This window comes from Streptomyces sp. NPDC048288, assembly GCF_043201555.1.
Classification (GTDB): domain Bacteria; phylum Actinomycetota; class Actinomycetes; order Streptomycetales; family Streptomycetaceae; genus Streptomyces.
In genome coordinates, this window is the sequence record NZ_JBICZD010000006.1 from 177,037 (window position 1) to 190,704 (window position 13,668).

The 13,668-nt window shown below is 74.9% G+C and carries 10 protein-coding genes and 2 pseudogenes; 3 read left to right on the forward strand and 9 right to left on the reverse strand.

The window, feature by feature from the left end; all coding sequences use genetic code 11:
- Window positions 1-38: 38 nt before the first annotated feature.
- The 9 genes and pseudogenes from ACGFZS_RS22750 to ACGFZS_RS22790 form a co-directional block, all read right to left on the reverse strand.
- Complete coding sequence (locus ACGFZS_RS22750) at window positions 39-236, reverse strand: hypothetical protein (protein ID WP_355729719.1); 198 nt, start codon at window positions 234-236, stop codon at window positions 39-41.
- 136 nt (window positions 237-372) lie between these two features.
- Complete coding sequence (locus tag ACGFZS_RS22755; RefSeq protein WP_393797006.1) at window positions 373-3,045, reverse strand: LuxR C-terminal-related transcriptional regulator; 2,673 nt, start codon at window positions 3,043-3,045, stop codon at window positions 373-375.
- A 598-nt stretch (window positions 3,046-3,643) separates the two neighbouring features.
- Complete coding sequence (locus tag ACGFZS_RS22760) at window positions 3,644-4,999, reverse strand: hypothetical protein (RefSeq protein WP_393796679.1); 1,356 nt, start codon at window positions 4,997-4,999, stop codon at window positions 3,644-3,646.
- 101 nt (window positions 5,000-5,100) lie between these two features.
- A complete protein-coding gene (locus ACGFZS_RS22765) occupies window positions 5,101-6,063 on the reverse strand; it encodes a YhjD/YihY/BrkB family envelope integrity protein (protein ID WP_393796680.1) in 963 nt (320 codons plus the stop codon).
- A 533-nt stretch (window positions 6,064-6,596) separates the two neighbouring features.
- Window positions 6,597-7,109, reverse strand: coding sequence for an O-acetyl-ADP-ribose deacetylase (locus ACGFZS_RS22770; RefSeq protein WP_393653675.1), 513 nt, complete (start codon window positions 7,107-7,109; stop codon window positions 6,597-6,599).
- Entirely contained in the window at window positions 7,106-8,515 is a 1,410-nt protein-coding gene (locus ACGFZS_RS22775) for a phytoene desaturase family protein (protein WP_393653677.1), read from the reverse strand. Before ACGFZS_RS22775 ends, ACGFZS_RS22770 begins: the two co-directional genes overlap by 4 nt.
- A gap of 85 nt (window positions 8,516-8,600) precedes the next feature.
- A complete protein-coding gene (locus ACGFZS_RS22780; protein ID WP_393653679.1) occupies window positions 8,601-9,449 on the reverse strand; it encodes an inositol monophosphatase family protein in 849 nt (282 codons plus the stop codon).
- Window positions 9,450-9,542: 93 nt separating this feature from the next.
- Window positions 9,543-11,345: a gamma-glutamyltransferase family protein gene (locus ACGFZS_RS22785; protein WP_393796681.1), complete on the reverse strand. Its 1,803-nt coding sequence runs from the start codon at window positions 11,343-11,345 to the stop codon at window positions 9,543-9,545.
- A gap of 469 nt (window positions 11,346-11,814) precedes the next feature.
- A pseudogene (locus ACGFZS_RS22790) lies at window positions 11,815-12,033 on the reverse strand (hypothetical protein); the annotation flags it as partial.
- On the opposite strand from ACGFZS_RS22790, the pseudogene ACGFZS_RS22795 reads away from it, so the two are divergent.
- The 3 genes and pseudogenes from ACGFZS_RS22795 to ACGFZS_RS22805 all read left to right on the forward strand — a co-directional run.
- Window positions 12,029-12,535 (forward strand): annotated as a pseudogene (locus tag ACGFZS_RS22795) (DNA cytosine methyltransferase); the annotation flags it as partial. The pseudogenes ACGFZS_RS22790 and ACGFZS_RS22795 overlap by 5 nt on opposite strands.
- 17 nt (window positions 12,536-12,552) lie before the next feature.
- Window positions 12,553-13,140, forward strand: coding sequence for a DnaB-like helicase N-terminal domain-containing protein (locus tag ACGFZS_RS22800; RefSeq protein ID WP_393653683.1), 588 nt, complete (start codon window positions 12,553-12,555; stop codon window positions 13,138-13,140).
- Window positions 13,141-13,185: 45 nt separating this feature from the next.
- Window positions 13,186-13,587, forward strand: coding sequence for a hypothetical protein (locus tag ACGFZS_RS22805; protein WP_393653685.1), 402 nt, complete (start codon window positions 13,186-13,188; stop codon window positions 13,585-13,587).
- Window positions 13,588-13,668: the final 81 nt, after the last annotated feature.

The following is a 13,668-nucleotide window of genomic DNA, read 5'->3' on the forward strand; positions in this document are numbered from 1 at the left end:
GGTGCGGGTGATCGTGCGCGGGCCGGAGCCCGACGGCGTCACTCCGGCCGGCGGCGCATCTCCACGACCCGCAGCCCCAGCGACAGACAGCGGTTCAGCAGGCCGTACAGCTGCGCCTCGTCGATGACCGGACCGAACAGGACCGTCTGGCCGGACATCGTCACGTGTTCCAGTTCCGGGAAGGCCTGGGTGAGCGTCTCCGACATGGTCCCTTCGACGCGGATCTCGTAGTGCATGAGCCGTCTCCCGCCGCGGTGTGCTGCGGTCTGTTCCGCGATCGTGCGCCCGGCGGGGGCCGCCCGGCCTCACCCGGCACAGGTGAACCGGGGATCCAGGGATGTGGGGATCCGCGGATCCGAGGCCCCGCCCGGGTCAGAGCAGTCCGCGTTCGCGGGCCCGGCGTACGGCGTCGCCGCGCCGGCCCACGCCGAGCTTGCGGTAGACGCTCTTGAGGTGGGTCTTCACCGTGTTCACGGAGACGTACAGGTCGGCGGCGATCTCCTGGGTGGACATCATCTGGGCCAGCCGGCTCAGCACCTCGCGCTCGCGTCCGCTGAGCTCCTCGACGAGCAGGGGCGCGGGATCGGCGCCGGTGCCGTCGCCGTACAGCCAGCCGGCGGCCAGGCCGTGCAGCGGCGGCAGGTCCAGGAGGTGCCGGATCCGTGGGCCGGCGTCCAGGAACGGGCGCCGCAGCCGGTCCTGGCGGGCCTCCAGGAGCGCCCTGGCGAGCAGTTTGCGGGCGGTGTCCTCGTCCCCCGCCTCGGCCGCGGCGCGGGCACGCACCAGGGTGGCGCGGACCGTGACCCCGGGACCGGTGCCGCCGTCCGCGCAGAGCCGGCCGGCCGTCTCGACCGCCTCCTCGCGCCGGCCGGCGGCGAGCCGCGCCCACGCCAGTTCCGCCGTGTACACGGGCACGCCGGGGCAGGGTGTCCCGTCCAGTGTCTCGGCGGCCCGGTCGGAGCGGCCCCCGGCGAGCTGGGCGGCCGCGGCGGTCAGGGCCGCGCCCGCCCGCACCCAGGGCGAGGGCACCCGCGTCCGTACGGCCGGGACCGCCGCGCTCACGGCGGCCTCGGTGTCGCCGAGCGCCAGCAGCAGCCGGGCCGTGACCAGGGCGCGGCAGCCCTCGGTCACCGGGTCGGGCACGCCGGGACCCGGACCGGACTCGGCGGCCTCGTCCAGCAGGGCCCGGGCCCGCCCCAGCTCGTCGCGGTCCACGGCCACGGCGGCCAGCACCAGCTGGCCGAGTCCGGCACCGGGGAACGGACGGCCGCCGCGGTGCCGGGTCAGGTCCGTCGCGGCCAGCGCCCGGCTCTCCGCGCTGCCCAGGCGGCCCTCGAAGTAGTCGAGCAGCGCCAGGTGCCCGAGGGAGTCCTCCCGGGGCAGCTGGGTCGCGGCATCGGCGGGCAGCCCGGCCACCTCGTCCAGGGCGGCGCGCGCCTCGTCGAGGCGACCGGCCCACACCCGGGCCGAGCCCAGGTGGCTGAGCAGCAGGGCGGTCACTTCCGGATGCTTCGCGAGCAGCCGGGCGGGCACCTCCTGGCGGAGGTCCCCGGCCGCCGCCGTCGCCTGCTCGGCACGGGCGGGGGCGCCGGTCAGCCGGGCCGCCAGGGACTCCAGGAGCACCCGGCTCAGTCGATTCGCGGCGGCCGAAGCCCCCGGGGCCGGGCTCGTTTCGGCGTGGCCGAGGTGGGCGAGGCCGCGGTCGAGGTCGTGCCCGGACAGCTCGCGGGCCGCGCGCACCAGCTCCACGGCCGTGCCCGTGGCCTCCGGGCCCATCCCGGCGAACAGTTCGGCGAGGTCGTCGGCGCGCGGGCCGGTGAGGAGCCGGCCGATCGCCAGGTCGTCGACGACGGCACCGGCGGTGAACTCCCAGTCGGCCGCCGCCGCGCCGTGGGCCAGTGCCTCCGGGACGGCGCCGTGGGCCCGCAGCCAGCACGCGGCGCGCCGGTGCAGTTCCGGTTCGAGCCCCGGCGAGCGCGCCCGCAGATGGACCCGGAGGATCTCCCCGAACAGCGGGTGCAGCCGGTACCAGGAGTGCCCGAGGTCCTCGACGAAGGCGTTCTGCCGGCACAGCCCGGCCAGGCGCGGCCCGGCGTCGGGGCGGCCGGTCAGCGCCTCGGCCAGTTCGGGGCAGAACCGGTCCAGGACGCTGACCCGCAGCAGCAGGTCCTGGGTCCCGGGCGGCTGCCGGGTGAGCACCTCGGCGAGCAGGAAGTCGGCGATGACGCTGTGCCCGGCCTCGAACTCCTTCAGGTACGTCTCCGGATCCGTGCTCTGCTGGGCGGCGAGGGCGCTCAGGCGCAGCCCGGCCGCCCAGCCCCGGGTGCGCTCCACCAGGGCGCGGGCGGCGTCGCCGGAGAGCCGCAGACCGTGTCGGACCAGCAGGTCGGCCGCCTCGTCGGGGGTGAAGGCCAGCTCGTCGTTCCTGACCTCGGTCATGGCCGCCGCCGCCCGGTAGCGGTGCAGGGGCAGCAGGGGTTCGGTGCGGGTGACGAGGACCAGCCGCAGTCCCCGCCCGGCGTGGTGCAGCACGAACTCCAGTTGCTCGGCCGTCTCCGGGGCGGCCATCCGGTCGAACTCGTCGAGGACCAGGATCGCGGGCCGGTCGAGTCCGCCCAGCTCGTCGGCGAGGCGGGCCAGCAGCCGGTTGCCGACCATGCCGATGTCCCCGCCGACGCCCCCGGGACCGGTGAGTCCGGCGGGCAGCGGGGTTCCGGCCGAGTGCAGGGCGTGCAGCACATAAGCCCAGAACATGCCGGGGCCCTGGTCGCCCGCCTCGGTGGTGAGCCATGCGACCGGCCGTCCGAGCCCGGCCGCCCAGTCCGCGACGAGGAGGGTCTTGCCCGCACCGGCCGCCCCATTGACCAGGGTCAGCGGTGTGTCGAGCGCCTGGTCGAGGTGCGCGGTCAGCCTCGGCCTGCGGACGAACGTGGCGGGCCTGGCCGGCACCGCGAGCCGGGTACGGAGAAACGGCTCCCCCAGCGGATCGGCGTACCCGAGCGCCGGTCCCCGCGTGCTGTCGTCCCTCGCGGCCACAGAGATCACCACCCGTGTCCGGCCGACCGTGGTCGGAACTCCACGCGATCAGCATCCCAGTGTTGCGGCGTCGGCGCAGGGCGCGGGGGGTGGGGCAGGCGCCGGGGGGGGCGAGGCAGACGCAGGAGGGAGGGCAGACGGGAGGGCGAGCAAGCGGGAGGGCGAGCAAGCGCGGGGGGGGCATGGGGCGTGCGTGGCGCAAGGGGTCGGCCGCGCAGGGATCACGGGGCTGTGCTGGGTCGGACCTCGGGTCCCGGTGGCCGCGACTGTCAGTCCTGGCCGCCGGGCCGCTGGGACGCGGGGCGCCGGGCCGCTGGGACGCCGGGGCGGCGGGGCAGTGGGGCGGCGGGACGCGGGGCGCCGGGCCGCTGGGACGCCGGGGCGGCGGGGCAGTGGGGCGGCGGGACGCGGGGCGCCAGGCCGCCGGGGCGGCAGGCCGCCGGGGCGGCAGGCCGCCGGGGCGGCAGGCCGCCGGGGCGGCAGGCCGCCGGGGCGGCAGGGCGGTGGGGCGCCGGGGCGCCGGGCCACCGAGGCGGTGGGATCACGGTGTCGTGCGGGGCCCTGAGGTCCCGCGGGCCGGGGCCGTCCCGGGGACCGGGGCCGTCGGCTACCGGATGCCGGGCCCGCCAGGTGCGCCGGGCCCGCCGGGTGCGGGCGGTGCGGCTGGTTCGGGGGCGTCCGGGACGCGGCCGCCTGCCGCGAGCAGGGCCAGGACGGCCAGGACGGCGAGGAGCACGATCGCGAGGAGCAGGACCGTGAGGACGGTCGGGTGGTTCCAGAGGGCGAAGACGAGGGCGACGATCAGCAGGGCGCCGAGGGTGATCCAGCGGCGGTAGGCAAGGGCCCAGGTTCCGGCCCGTCCGGTGCGGATCTGGTGGGCGGCCGCCCAGCGGGCCGCGGAGTCCGCCGTACGCTCCGACGTGCCCCGGAGGGCGACCGGCAGCCGTCCCGGGCCGATGAGGTACGCGCCGAGGGCGATGACCACGCCCAGCACGACGGCCGTGCGCAGACTGACCCGCAGGAACCGCAGCAGGGTGTCGAAGACGTCCGCGGCGGCCGCCTTGGACTGCACCTCGGGCGGCAGATGGTCCAGGTAGTAGCGGCGGGCCACGACCAGGCCGACGGCCACCACCAGGCAGGCGAAGGCGGCGCCCAGCGCGGTGCGGGCCAGTGCCCGGCGCCGCCCCCGGGCGAGGAACACGCCGGCCGCGCCGAGCAGCACGACGAGGACGGGGAACCAGTTCCCGACGATGTCGAGGAGGTGCGCGCCCTTGCGGAACTTGGCCAGTTGGTCGGAGTGGAAGAGCACCAGTTGCCTGTCCACCTGCGGGATCTTGTCGGCGGGTTTCAGACCGGCGTCGACCAGTTCCTGCTTCACCCGGTCCACGGCCGTGCCCAGGTCGAGGGTGACAGTGCCTTCGCTGACCCCGACGGCGCCCCGGCCCTGTCCGGTCAGGGCGTGGTCGACGGCCTGGTGGGCGGCGCGGTTGGCGGTGCGCCACAGGTCGGCGAAGGCGTCGCTGCGCACCACCCGCGTGGCGACTTTGGTCACCGTCTGGTCGACGGCGGCGTCGATCTGCGGTCCGAGGCCCCGGAGCGCGTCGGCGGCCCGGGGCGGCAGCCCCTTGGACTGCAGCCAGCCGGCCAGGTCCCCGGCGACCTGGGGGCCGTCCACATGGGCGCCCACGGCCTCACTGATCCGGTGCGCGGCCGCGTCCTGGACGGCGGGTTCGGTCGCCAGCGGGGCGACGGTGGCCACGTACCGGTCGGTGTCCAGGGCGATGTCGTGCACCCAGACAGCGAGCAGGGCGACGGGCACCAGTACGCAGGTCAGCACGGTGAGGGCGGCCGAGGAGACGGTGCGTGCGAGCCGGCCGGCGGTGCGGCCCCGGTGCCCGTCCGGCCCGCTCCCGCTCCCGGCGGCGTCCGGGGCGGGGGTCTGCGGGGCGGGCGGCTCGGCCACGAGACCTCCGGGGTACGGGGATGCCTGGTCATCCCCATTGCCTCAGTCCCGGCGCCGGGCCGCGCGCCCCGGCGTGCCGAACGGGCGACGGGCACCCGGCGTCAGGACGTGCGCGCCTTCCCCGCCGTACCCGTCGTTCCCGCCGTCCGCGCGTCCCGGTCCCGGAGCGGTGGAGGACTCCCGAGGTGGCCGGCGAGGAACGGCTCCTGGGCGAGGACCGCGCCGGCGCTGACGCTGCCGGTGACCGCGAGACAGACCACGATCAGCCAGGTCAGGAGCACGAACACCGAGCCCAGCGAGCCGTACTCGGCCAGGGTGCGGTCGAGCGCCAGCGGCATGTACAGCCGGGCGGTCACGGTCAGGGCGGTGAGCGCGATCGCCGTGATCAGGGCGCCGGGCAGCAGCGGTTTCCAGGGGATACGGCCGCCGAGCAGCAAGTGCTGGGTCCACCACCACAGGCCGGTCTGGCAGGCGAGGGTGACCGGGATGCCCAGCCAGGGGCCCAGGCCGAAGCCGTCGTGCAGTGCGCCCTGCAGGAGGAGCACGCCGATCCAGAGCCCGAGCCAGGCCACCCAGCGCCAGGGGGCGATCCGGGTGCCGGCCCGGGGGATCTCCCAGGCGCGTTTGCACAGCCGTTGCACGGCCCGGCTGACGGCGGTGGCCGAGATCAGCACCATCAGCCCGCCGATCACCCCGGTGGTCTCCCGCAGGTTCTCGGCCTGCGGCTGCATCAGCTGCTGGAGCTGGGCGTCGGCCGGACCGGTCAGTCCGAACACCGAGCGCATGGAACGGATCAGCTGGTCCCGGACCGCCGTCGGGGCGTAGGCGGCGAACACGAAGAGCAGCGGGACGGCGGCCAGGAAGCACTGGGCGGCCAGCCGGGTGCCGGTGTCGAAGAGGTTCACGGACACCACTCGGTCCGCGAGGTGGGTGAGGAACGGGAACCGGGCCTCCGCCCGCCGGTGCGCGGCCTTCGCGGCGACCACCAGCCGAGCGGTCCGCTCCCGCCACCGGGCCACACCGAACCGCGACCCGCCACACCCCTCCCGCCCACCGACCCGCATGGCCCGCTCCTTTCCCTGCCGTCCAGGGTGAGGGGCACACGACGGGGCGGCACCCTGTGCCTGCCGACGGGACAGCCGCCGGCCACCGCCCCAGGAGCCAGGCTCGCCCAGACCGGCGCCGGGCAATCCCCTCGTGAGCACGGTCGCCACAAGCCAACGCCGGGCAGACCCCTCGTAGGCCGGGTCGCCACAAGCCATGGCCGGACAAACCCCTCGCGGACCGACTCATCTCACGCCGCCCCCGGACGCATCCCCACGAAGCCGAATCACCCCGGCCAGCCGCCGGACAAACCCCTCACAGGCCGACTCACCCGAAACCGACCGCCAGACGCCCCGTGGGCCGGAGCGCCCCAGGCCAGCCGCCGGAAAACCCCTCCCGCCCCACTCGCCCCAAGCCAGCCGCCGGAGGAACGCCTCGCAGGCCAAGTCACCCGAGACCGCCCGCCGGACGCCCCCGTAGGCCGGAGCGCCCCACGCCGACCGCATGAGAAACCCCTCCCGCCGCGCTCGCCTCAAGCCGGCCGTCGGGCGAATCAGGCCAGCCGTCGGGCGAACGCCTCGTACGCGTGGTGGTCGAAGAGGACGAAGCGGACCTCTTCGACGGCGGTGTCCGTGTCCTGGACGGTGGTCACGGCGATGCGGGCGCCGTCGTCCATGGGCCAGCCGTAGACGCCGGTGGAGACGGCGGGGAACGCGACGGTGCGGGCGCCGAGTTCGTCGGCGCGTTTCAGGGACTCGCGGTAGCAGGAGGCGAGGAGGGCGGAGCGGTCCTCGGTGGCGGAGTGGACGGGGCCGACGGTGTGGATGACCCACTGCGCGTCGAGTTCCCCGGCCGTGGTGGCGACCGCCTGTCCGGTGGGCAGGCCCTTGCCATAATGCCCGGCGCGCAGCTTGCGGCACTCCGCCAGGATCGCGGGGCCGCCGCGCCGGTGGATGGCGCCGTCGACGCCTCCGCCGCCGAGCAGGGAGGAGTTGGCCGCGTTGACGATCGCGTCGGCGGTCTGCCGGGTGATGTCGCCCTGGGCGAGCGTGATGCGGGGGGTCATGACTGTCTCAGCCTCCTCCACACGGCCTTCGCCGCGTTGTGTCCCGACATGCCGTGCACGCCCGGGCCCGGCGGGGTGGCCGACGAGCAGATGAAGACGGCCGGGTGCGGGGTGCCGTACGGGAACAGGGAGAGTTTGGGGCGCAGCAGGATCTGGAGGCCGGAGACCGCGCCGGTGCCGATGTCGCCGCCGACGTAGTTGGCGTTGCGGGCGGCGAGTTCGGCAGGGCCCGCGGTGGCGCGGGCCAGGACGCGGTCGCGGAACCCCGGGGCGAAGCGCTCCAGTTGACGCTCCATCACCTCGGTGAGGTCGCCGGTCCAGCCGCTGGGCACATGGGCGTACGCCCAGAAGACGTGCTTGCCCTCGGGGGCGCGGGCCGGGTCCACGACACTGGGCTGCACGGTGATCATGAACGGCCGGTCGGGGGCGCGGCCCTCGCGGGAGGCGGCGCGCAGGGCGGTGCCGATCTCCGTGCTGTCCGCGCCGATCTGCACGGTCCCCGCGCGGCGGGCCTCGGGGGCCGTCCACGGCACTGGGCCGTCCAGCGCGTAGTCGATCTTGAAGACGCCCGGGCCGTAGCGGTAGTCCCGGTAGTAGTTGCCGAGGCCGGCGATACGGGCGAGCGCGGTGGGCGAGGTGTCGAAGATGTACGACCGCGCGGGCGGCAGGTCGTCGAGGCGCTTGACCTCGTAGTCGGTGTGGATCGCGCCGCCGAGGTCCTTCAGGTAGGCGGCGAGGGCGTCGGAGATGGACTGGGAGCCACCCCTGGCCACCGGCCAGCCGCGGGCGTGCGCGGCGAGCGCGAAGACCAGGCCGATGGCGCCGGTCGCGAAGCCACTGAGCGGGGCCATGACATGGGCGACGAGACCGGCGAAGAGGGTGCGGGCCCGTTCGTCGCGGAAGCGGCGCAGCAGCAGGGTGGAGGGCGGCAGCCCGACCAGGCCGAAGCGGGCGAGGGTGACGGGGTCGCGGGGCAGCGCGGTCAGCGGCAGGGACATGAAGTCCCGGGCCAGGGTGTCCCACCGGGGCAGGAACGGCTCGACCAGCCTGCGGTAGGTGCCCGCGTCACGCGGTCCGAACGAGGCCGCCGTCTCCGCGACGGAGCGGGCCAGCACGGCGGCCCGGCCGTCGGGGAACGGGTGCGCCATCGGCAGCTCGGGGTGCAGCCACTCCAGGCCGTAGCGCTCCAGCGGCAGCGCGCGGAACGCGGGCGAGTTGATGCCGAGCGGGTGCGCGGCGGAGCACGGGTCGTGCCGGAAGCCGGGAAGCGTCAGCTCCTCGGTGCGGGCGCCGCCGCCGACGGTGCCCTTCGCCTCGAAGAGGGCGACCGAGAAACCGCGCCGGGCCAGCTCCACGGCGGCCGTCAGGCCGTTCGGCCCCGCCCCCACCACGACCGCATCGAGCATCGACGGCACCTTCGGACCCCTTCGTCAGCCGATGGCCACTCGGCTTCAGGATATGCCGCAGGACTGACACCCTCCTCGCTCGGGGTTACCAGTGCGGGTTCTGCAGCAGGTCCACCACCCGACGGGCGGTCGCCGCGTCGCGGGCCGCGGTGAACGGCAGGGTGTTGCCGCCCGTGATGCGGAACGGCTCGTCGCCGAGGGTGAGGTGGGCGCCGCCCGCCTCCTCGACCAGCAGCAGCCCGGCCGCGTGGTCCCAGGCGGCCTCCCAGGAGAACGCGGTCGCGTCCAACTCGCCCCGGGCGACGGCGAGATACTCCAGGCCCGCCGAGCCGCAGGCGCGCGGGGCGACGCCGTCGACCCACAGGGCGTGCAGCGCGCGCTTCTGCGCGTCGGTCGTATAGTCCGGGTGGGAGGTGGCTATGCGGAGGTCCCGGCCCTGCGCGGGCGCCCCGGCGAGCAGCCGTACGCCGTCGAGGAAGGCGCCCTTCCCGCGTACCGCCGTGGCCAGTTGGTCGCGGGCCGGGGCGTAGGTCCAGGAGGCGAGCAGGACGCCCCGGTGGGCGAGCGCGACCAGCGTGCAGAAGCCGTCCTCGCCCCGGACGAACTGGCGGGTGCCGTCGACCGGGTCGACGATCCACACCGGCGCGTCGCCCTGGATCGCCTCGTAGGTGTACGGGTCCGCGTGCACCGCTTCCTCGCCGACCACGACGGAGCCCGGCAGCAGGGCGCCGAGCGCCCCGGTGAGGTACTTCTCGGCCATCCGGTCGGCGTCCGTCACCAGATCGTGCGGCCCGGCCTTCTGGTCGACCTCGTCATCGGCGAGCCGCCGCCAGCGCGGCATGATCTCGGTGCGGGCGGCCTTGCGGATGGCGTCCTCGACGTCACCGGCGTGCTGGAGGAGAAACTCGTCGATGGTCTCCGTTGCTTCGATCATGTCCCCCATGAGAGCACGCGCCACTGACAATCCCCGCCGCCGGGGTGTACGGCCGATGGAATCCGGACGAACAGACGGCGCGGCATCCCGGAGTCAGCGCCCCACCGCGTACCCCTGCATCCCGCGCGGATTGGCCGCCGCCGACAGCACCCCGGTCTCCGGGTCCCGCGCGACCGCGCACAGCCGCCCCTCCGACCAGTCCGGCCCGACCGTCACGTCATGGCCGCGCAGCCGCAGCCCGGCCACCACCCGGGGGTCCGTCCGCGACTCGACGGTCACGCTTCCGGGGCGGCTTCCGCGCGGGTGGAAGGAGCTGGGGAAGCTGTCGTTGTGCCAGTTCGGGGCGTCGATCGCGCCCTGGAGGTCGAGCCCGCCGCGCACCGGGCCGCGCAGCGCGACGGCCAGGAAGAAGTGCAGCTGCCACTGGTCCTGCTGGTCGCCGCCGGGTGTGCCGAAGGCCAGTACCGGGACCCCGTCGCGCAGCGCGAGGGAGGGGGTGAGGGTGGTGCGGGGGCGCCGGCCGGGCGTGAGGGAGTTCGGCAGGCCCTCCTCCAGCCAGGCCATCTGGAGCCGGGTGCCGAGCGGGAAGCCCAGCTCGGGGACGACGGGGTTGGACTGCAGCCAGCCGCCGCTGGGGGTGGCCGCGATCATGTTGCCCCAGCGGTCGACCACGTCCAGGTGGCAGGTGTCGCCCCGGGTGCTGCCGTCGGCGGCGACCTGCGCGACCGTCGGCTCACCGGCGCCCAGCGGGTCGAAGGCGGTGCTCCTCCCGGCCTCCACGCGCGCGTACCCGGGCAGTCGCGGCACGCGTCCGCCGGGGCTGCCGGGCCGCAGCTCCTCGGAGGCCAGGACGCCGATCAGGCCCCGCCGCTCGGCGTTGTACGCGTCGGAGAGCAGCTCGGCCAGCGGTACCTCGGCCGCGTCCCCGTACCAGGCCTCCCGGTCGGCCATGGCGAGCTTGCAGCCCTCGACGAGGAGGTGGACGTAGTCGGCGGAGCCGTACCCGGGCAGCTCGGACGGCTCGGGCGGCAGCAGTGCGAGCTGCTGGAGGAGGGCGGGCCCCTGGCTCCAGGGGCCCGCCTTGCACACGGTCCAGCCGTTCCAGTCGTACGACACCGGGCTCTCGTAGCTCGCGGACCAGCCGGCCAGGTCGGCGGCGGTGAGGGTGCCGGTGTGCCGTTCACCGCTGGTGTCCATGGCGGGGCGGGCGGCCTGCCGGACCAGGGCCTCGGCGATGAAACCGGTGCGCCACACCTCGCGGGCCGCGTCGATCCGGGCCTCCCGGTCCCCGGCGCCCGCGGTCTCGGCGAGCAGCCGCTTCCAGGTGGCGGCGAGGGCGGGATTGCGGAAGAGCGCGCCGGGGCGGGGTGCCCGTCCGCCGGGCAGGTAGAGCTCCGCCGAGGACGTCCACTCGGTCTCGAACAGCTCGCGGACGCTCTCCACCGTCGCACCGACGTTCTCCACGGGCGCGTGTCCGTGCTCGGCGTACCCGATGGCGTACCGCAGGACCTCGTCGAGGGGCTTGGTGCCGTGGTCGCGCAGCAGGAGCAGCCAGGCGTCGAAGGCGCCGGGAACGGCCGCGGCCAGCGGGCCGGTGCCGGGGACGAGGTCCAGGCCCAGCCCCCGGTAGTGGGCGACGGTGGCGCCGGCCGGGGCCACACCCTGGCCGCACAGCACCCGTACCTCGCCGCCGGCCGGGGCGAGCAGGATCGGCACCTCGCCGGCCGGGCCGTTGAGGTGCGGCTCGACCACGTGCAGGACGAAGGCGCCGGCGACGGCCGCGTCGTACGCGTTGCCGCCGGTCTCCAGGACCGCCATCGCCGACTGGGAGGCCAGCCAGTGTGTGGAGGACACCATGCCGAAGGTGCCCTGGAGGGTGGGACGGGTGGTGAACATAGGGCCTCTCACCTCGCTGTTTCCGCGCATCGGCCGGATCGGTCAGCGCTCAGGACCGGTCCTGGGGAGAATCTGGGGAGTTCGAGTGGGAGCGCTCCTCCGTCCGCTCCCCCAGCAGGCTAACGATCGCTCTGCGCCCCTTCCTACCCGCCTCCGGCACGAAGTGGGCGCAGTGGTCGAGGGTGATGGTCGGCGACGAATGCCCCAGCCACTCGGCGAGGGTTACGACCGACCCGTCCTTCGGCGCCGCTAGCCATTGCCACGGTTTCGCACCCGTCGCCCGTGGGGGGGATTACTCCCGCCTTGGCCAGCGCAGGCTTCCATATCTCCGTGCTCCCAGTATTGGCCGCGACCACGTTCCCGTACTTCGTTGTCAGAACAAGGCCGAACTTCTTCCGCATCCGGTCTGGTTCAGGACCGCCGCACGGAAGCTCGACCTTGTTCCCCTGGCAGGCCGAACGCGGCATGTCTACGACGCGTGTCTTCCCGCCCTTGGGAAGCGTGAAGTACTTGCGGCCATGGGGGTCTGTCGGCGGCGTCGGTGGGAGGCCCACTCGATCCAGGTCACGGTCGCGATCCGAAATTCCTGACGGGTGGCCCACGAGCGGCGGTCGAGGGCGTTCTTCTGCAGCAGACTGAAGAGGGACTCCATGGCCGCGTTGTCGCCTGCCGCCCCGACCCTCCCTATCGGCGGACCCGAACCCTTCCCGTCGGGCTCCCGCAAGACGCTGTCCGACGCTCGGCCGCGACATCCGGACTCCCCGACCAGAGGGCCTGACCGGGCAGTCCCGCCGCGAAAGCTCCGGACGGCCGGTGCGGCACGGCACCCGCCAGAACCAGACCGCCGATGCTCCAACAACGGCGTCCACCACCGAGGCACACCGCTGGTCCTGGTCCCTGCGCGGCAACTCTTCGGTCACCGGGCCAACGAGTGCACCCGGATCCCCGAACCGGACCCGGCGCCGACGACGGACGCGGTCCCGGGCGTACCAGGGGTGCCGGAGCCGATCCGGATCACCGCGCGCGAGGCCGGCCTCCTGCAGACCTTCCCCGCCGACTGCCCCTGGGCCGGCTACAAGGGACAGCAGTTATCGCAGAGCGGCGACGCCGTACCGCCGTCGCTCGCCGGCCGCCTCCTCGCCCCGCACCTCGGCGTCACCCTCGACCCCGACGACTTCGCCCTCGTCGCCTGGTGCCCCCTGCCTCCGTGCCCACCGAGGGCCGCGACCGCGACGACCCGCCCGACACGCGTACGCCGCCCGTGCGCTACGTCGAGCGGGCCCTCCTCGGTGCCCTCCTCCTCGATCCACACCGTCTCGCCAACGTGACAGGGATCGCCGCCGAATCGTTCTCCAACGCCGCGTATGCCGCCGTGTTCGCCGCGATCGGCACCCTGCCTCCGCCCGACCCCGCCGGGCACGCGAAGAACACCACATGGCTCAACCATGTGCTGGCCAGGGGACGTGAGAAGGCGCGTGAGCTGACCGCTTCCGACCTGCACGCCTTCATCCAGGTCTGTCCGTGGACCCGTCACTCGGCGGCGTACGCGCGCACGGTCGAGCCCGAACGCGCCCGTCGCCGTCCGCAGACGGCCGCCGGGCGCCTCGTCCAAGCCGTCCACGATCCCTCCCGCCCGCACCCCGTCCAGACGGTGCTCGCCGAGGCCGACGCGCTCGCCGCAGTCGTGCATGACATGGCAGCCCGATTCCCGCACCGCTCAGGCATGCTGCCGCGCCCTGCGGCCCCTCCAACGCCCTTCGCCCCCGACTGCACGGAGGCGGTCGAGGAGGAGTAACTGCTGCTGGCGACCTCCACCGCCCACCCAGCCGACATCGTCTCCGTGCGGTGGCTGATCCCCGAGGACTTCACCCACCCCCTGTACGCCGGACTGCGGCAGTGCCTCACCGCCCTCGCCCGCCGCAACGAGCCCGTCGACCCCGTCACCGTCCTGTGGGAGGCCCAGCAACGCGCCCTGCGGCGCGCCTCCTGGCCACCGCCGACCGCGTCGGGCCAGATCGAGGCGTACGCCGGCGACCCTGCACACTCACCGTTCCAGCTCGTCGTCGGCGCCCGTCGCTCCCTCGCCGGCATCGACGACCACATCCCGCATCCGCTACCCGCGCCGGCCCTCCGAGCACCACGGCCGCACACGCCGCACGGGCAACCCGACAGCACCCCGCGTACACCGGTGGCCGGACCCCACGGCCCGATCACCGGCACGGGAGACAACACCGCAACATGACCCCCGCCGGAAGCCGACCTGTGCAAACGCAGTCTTCCAGGCGCTGACGAGTCGATGAGCTCGCCGAACTGCCGGCAGGTC

What these genes read in the sequence shown, in the direction of transcription:
- ACGFZS_RS22785 (WP_393796681.1), bottom strand. Translation starts at nt 11,345, where the DNA reads ATGTTCACCACCCGTCCCACCCTCCAGGGCACCTTCGGCATGGTGTCC.
- ACGFZS_RS22775 (WP_393653677.1), bottom strand. Translation starts at nt 8,515, where the DNA reads ATGCTCGATGCGGTCGTGGTGGGGGCGGGGCCGAACGGCCTGACGGCC.
- ACGFZS_RS22770 (WP_393653675.1), bottom strand. Translation starts at nt 7,109, where the DNA reads ATGACCCCCCGCATCACGCTCGCCCAGGGCGACATCACCCGGCAGACC.
- ACGFZS_RS22765 (WP_393796680.1), bottom strand. Translation starts at nt 6,063, where the DNA reads ATGCGGGTCGGTGGGCGGGAGGGGTGTGGCGGGTCGCGGTTCGGTGTG.
- ACGFZS_RS22750 (WP_355729719.1), bottom strand. Translation starts at nt 236, where the DNA reads ATGCACTACGAGATCCGCGTCGAAGGGACCATGTCGGAGACGCTCACC.
- ACGFZS_RS22780 (WP_393653679.1), bottom strand. Translation starts at nt 9,449, where the DNA reads ATGATCGAAGCAACGGAGACCATCGACGAGTTTCTCCTCCAGCACGCC.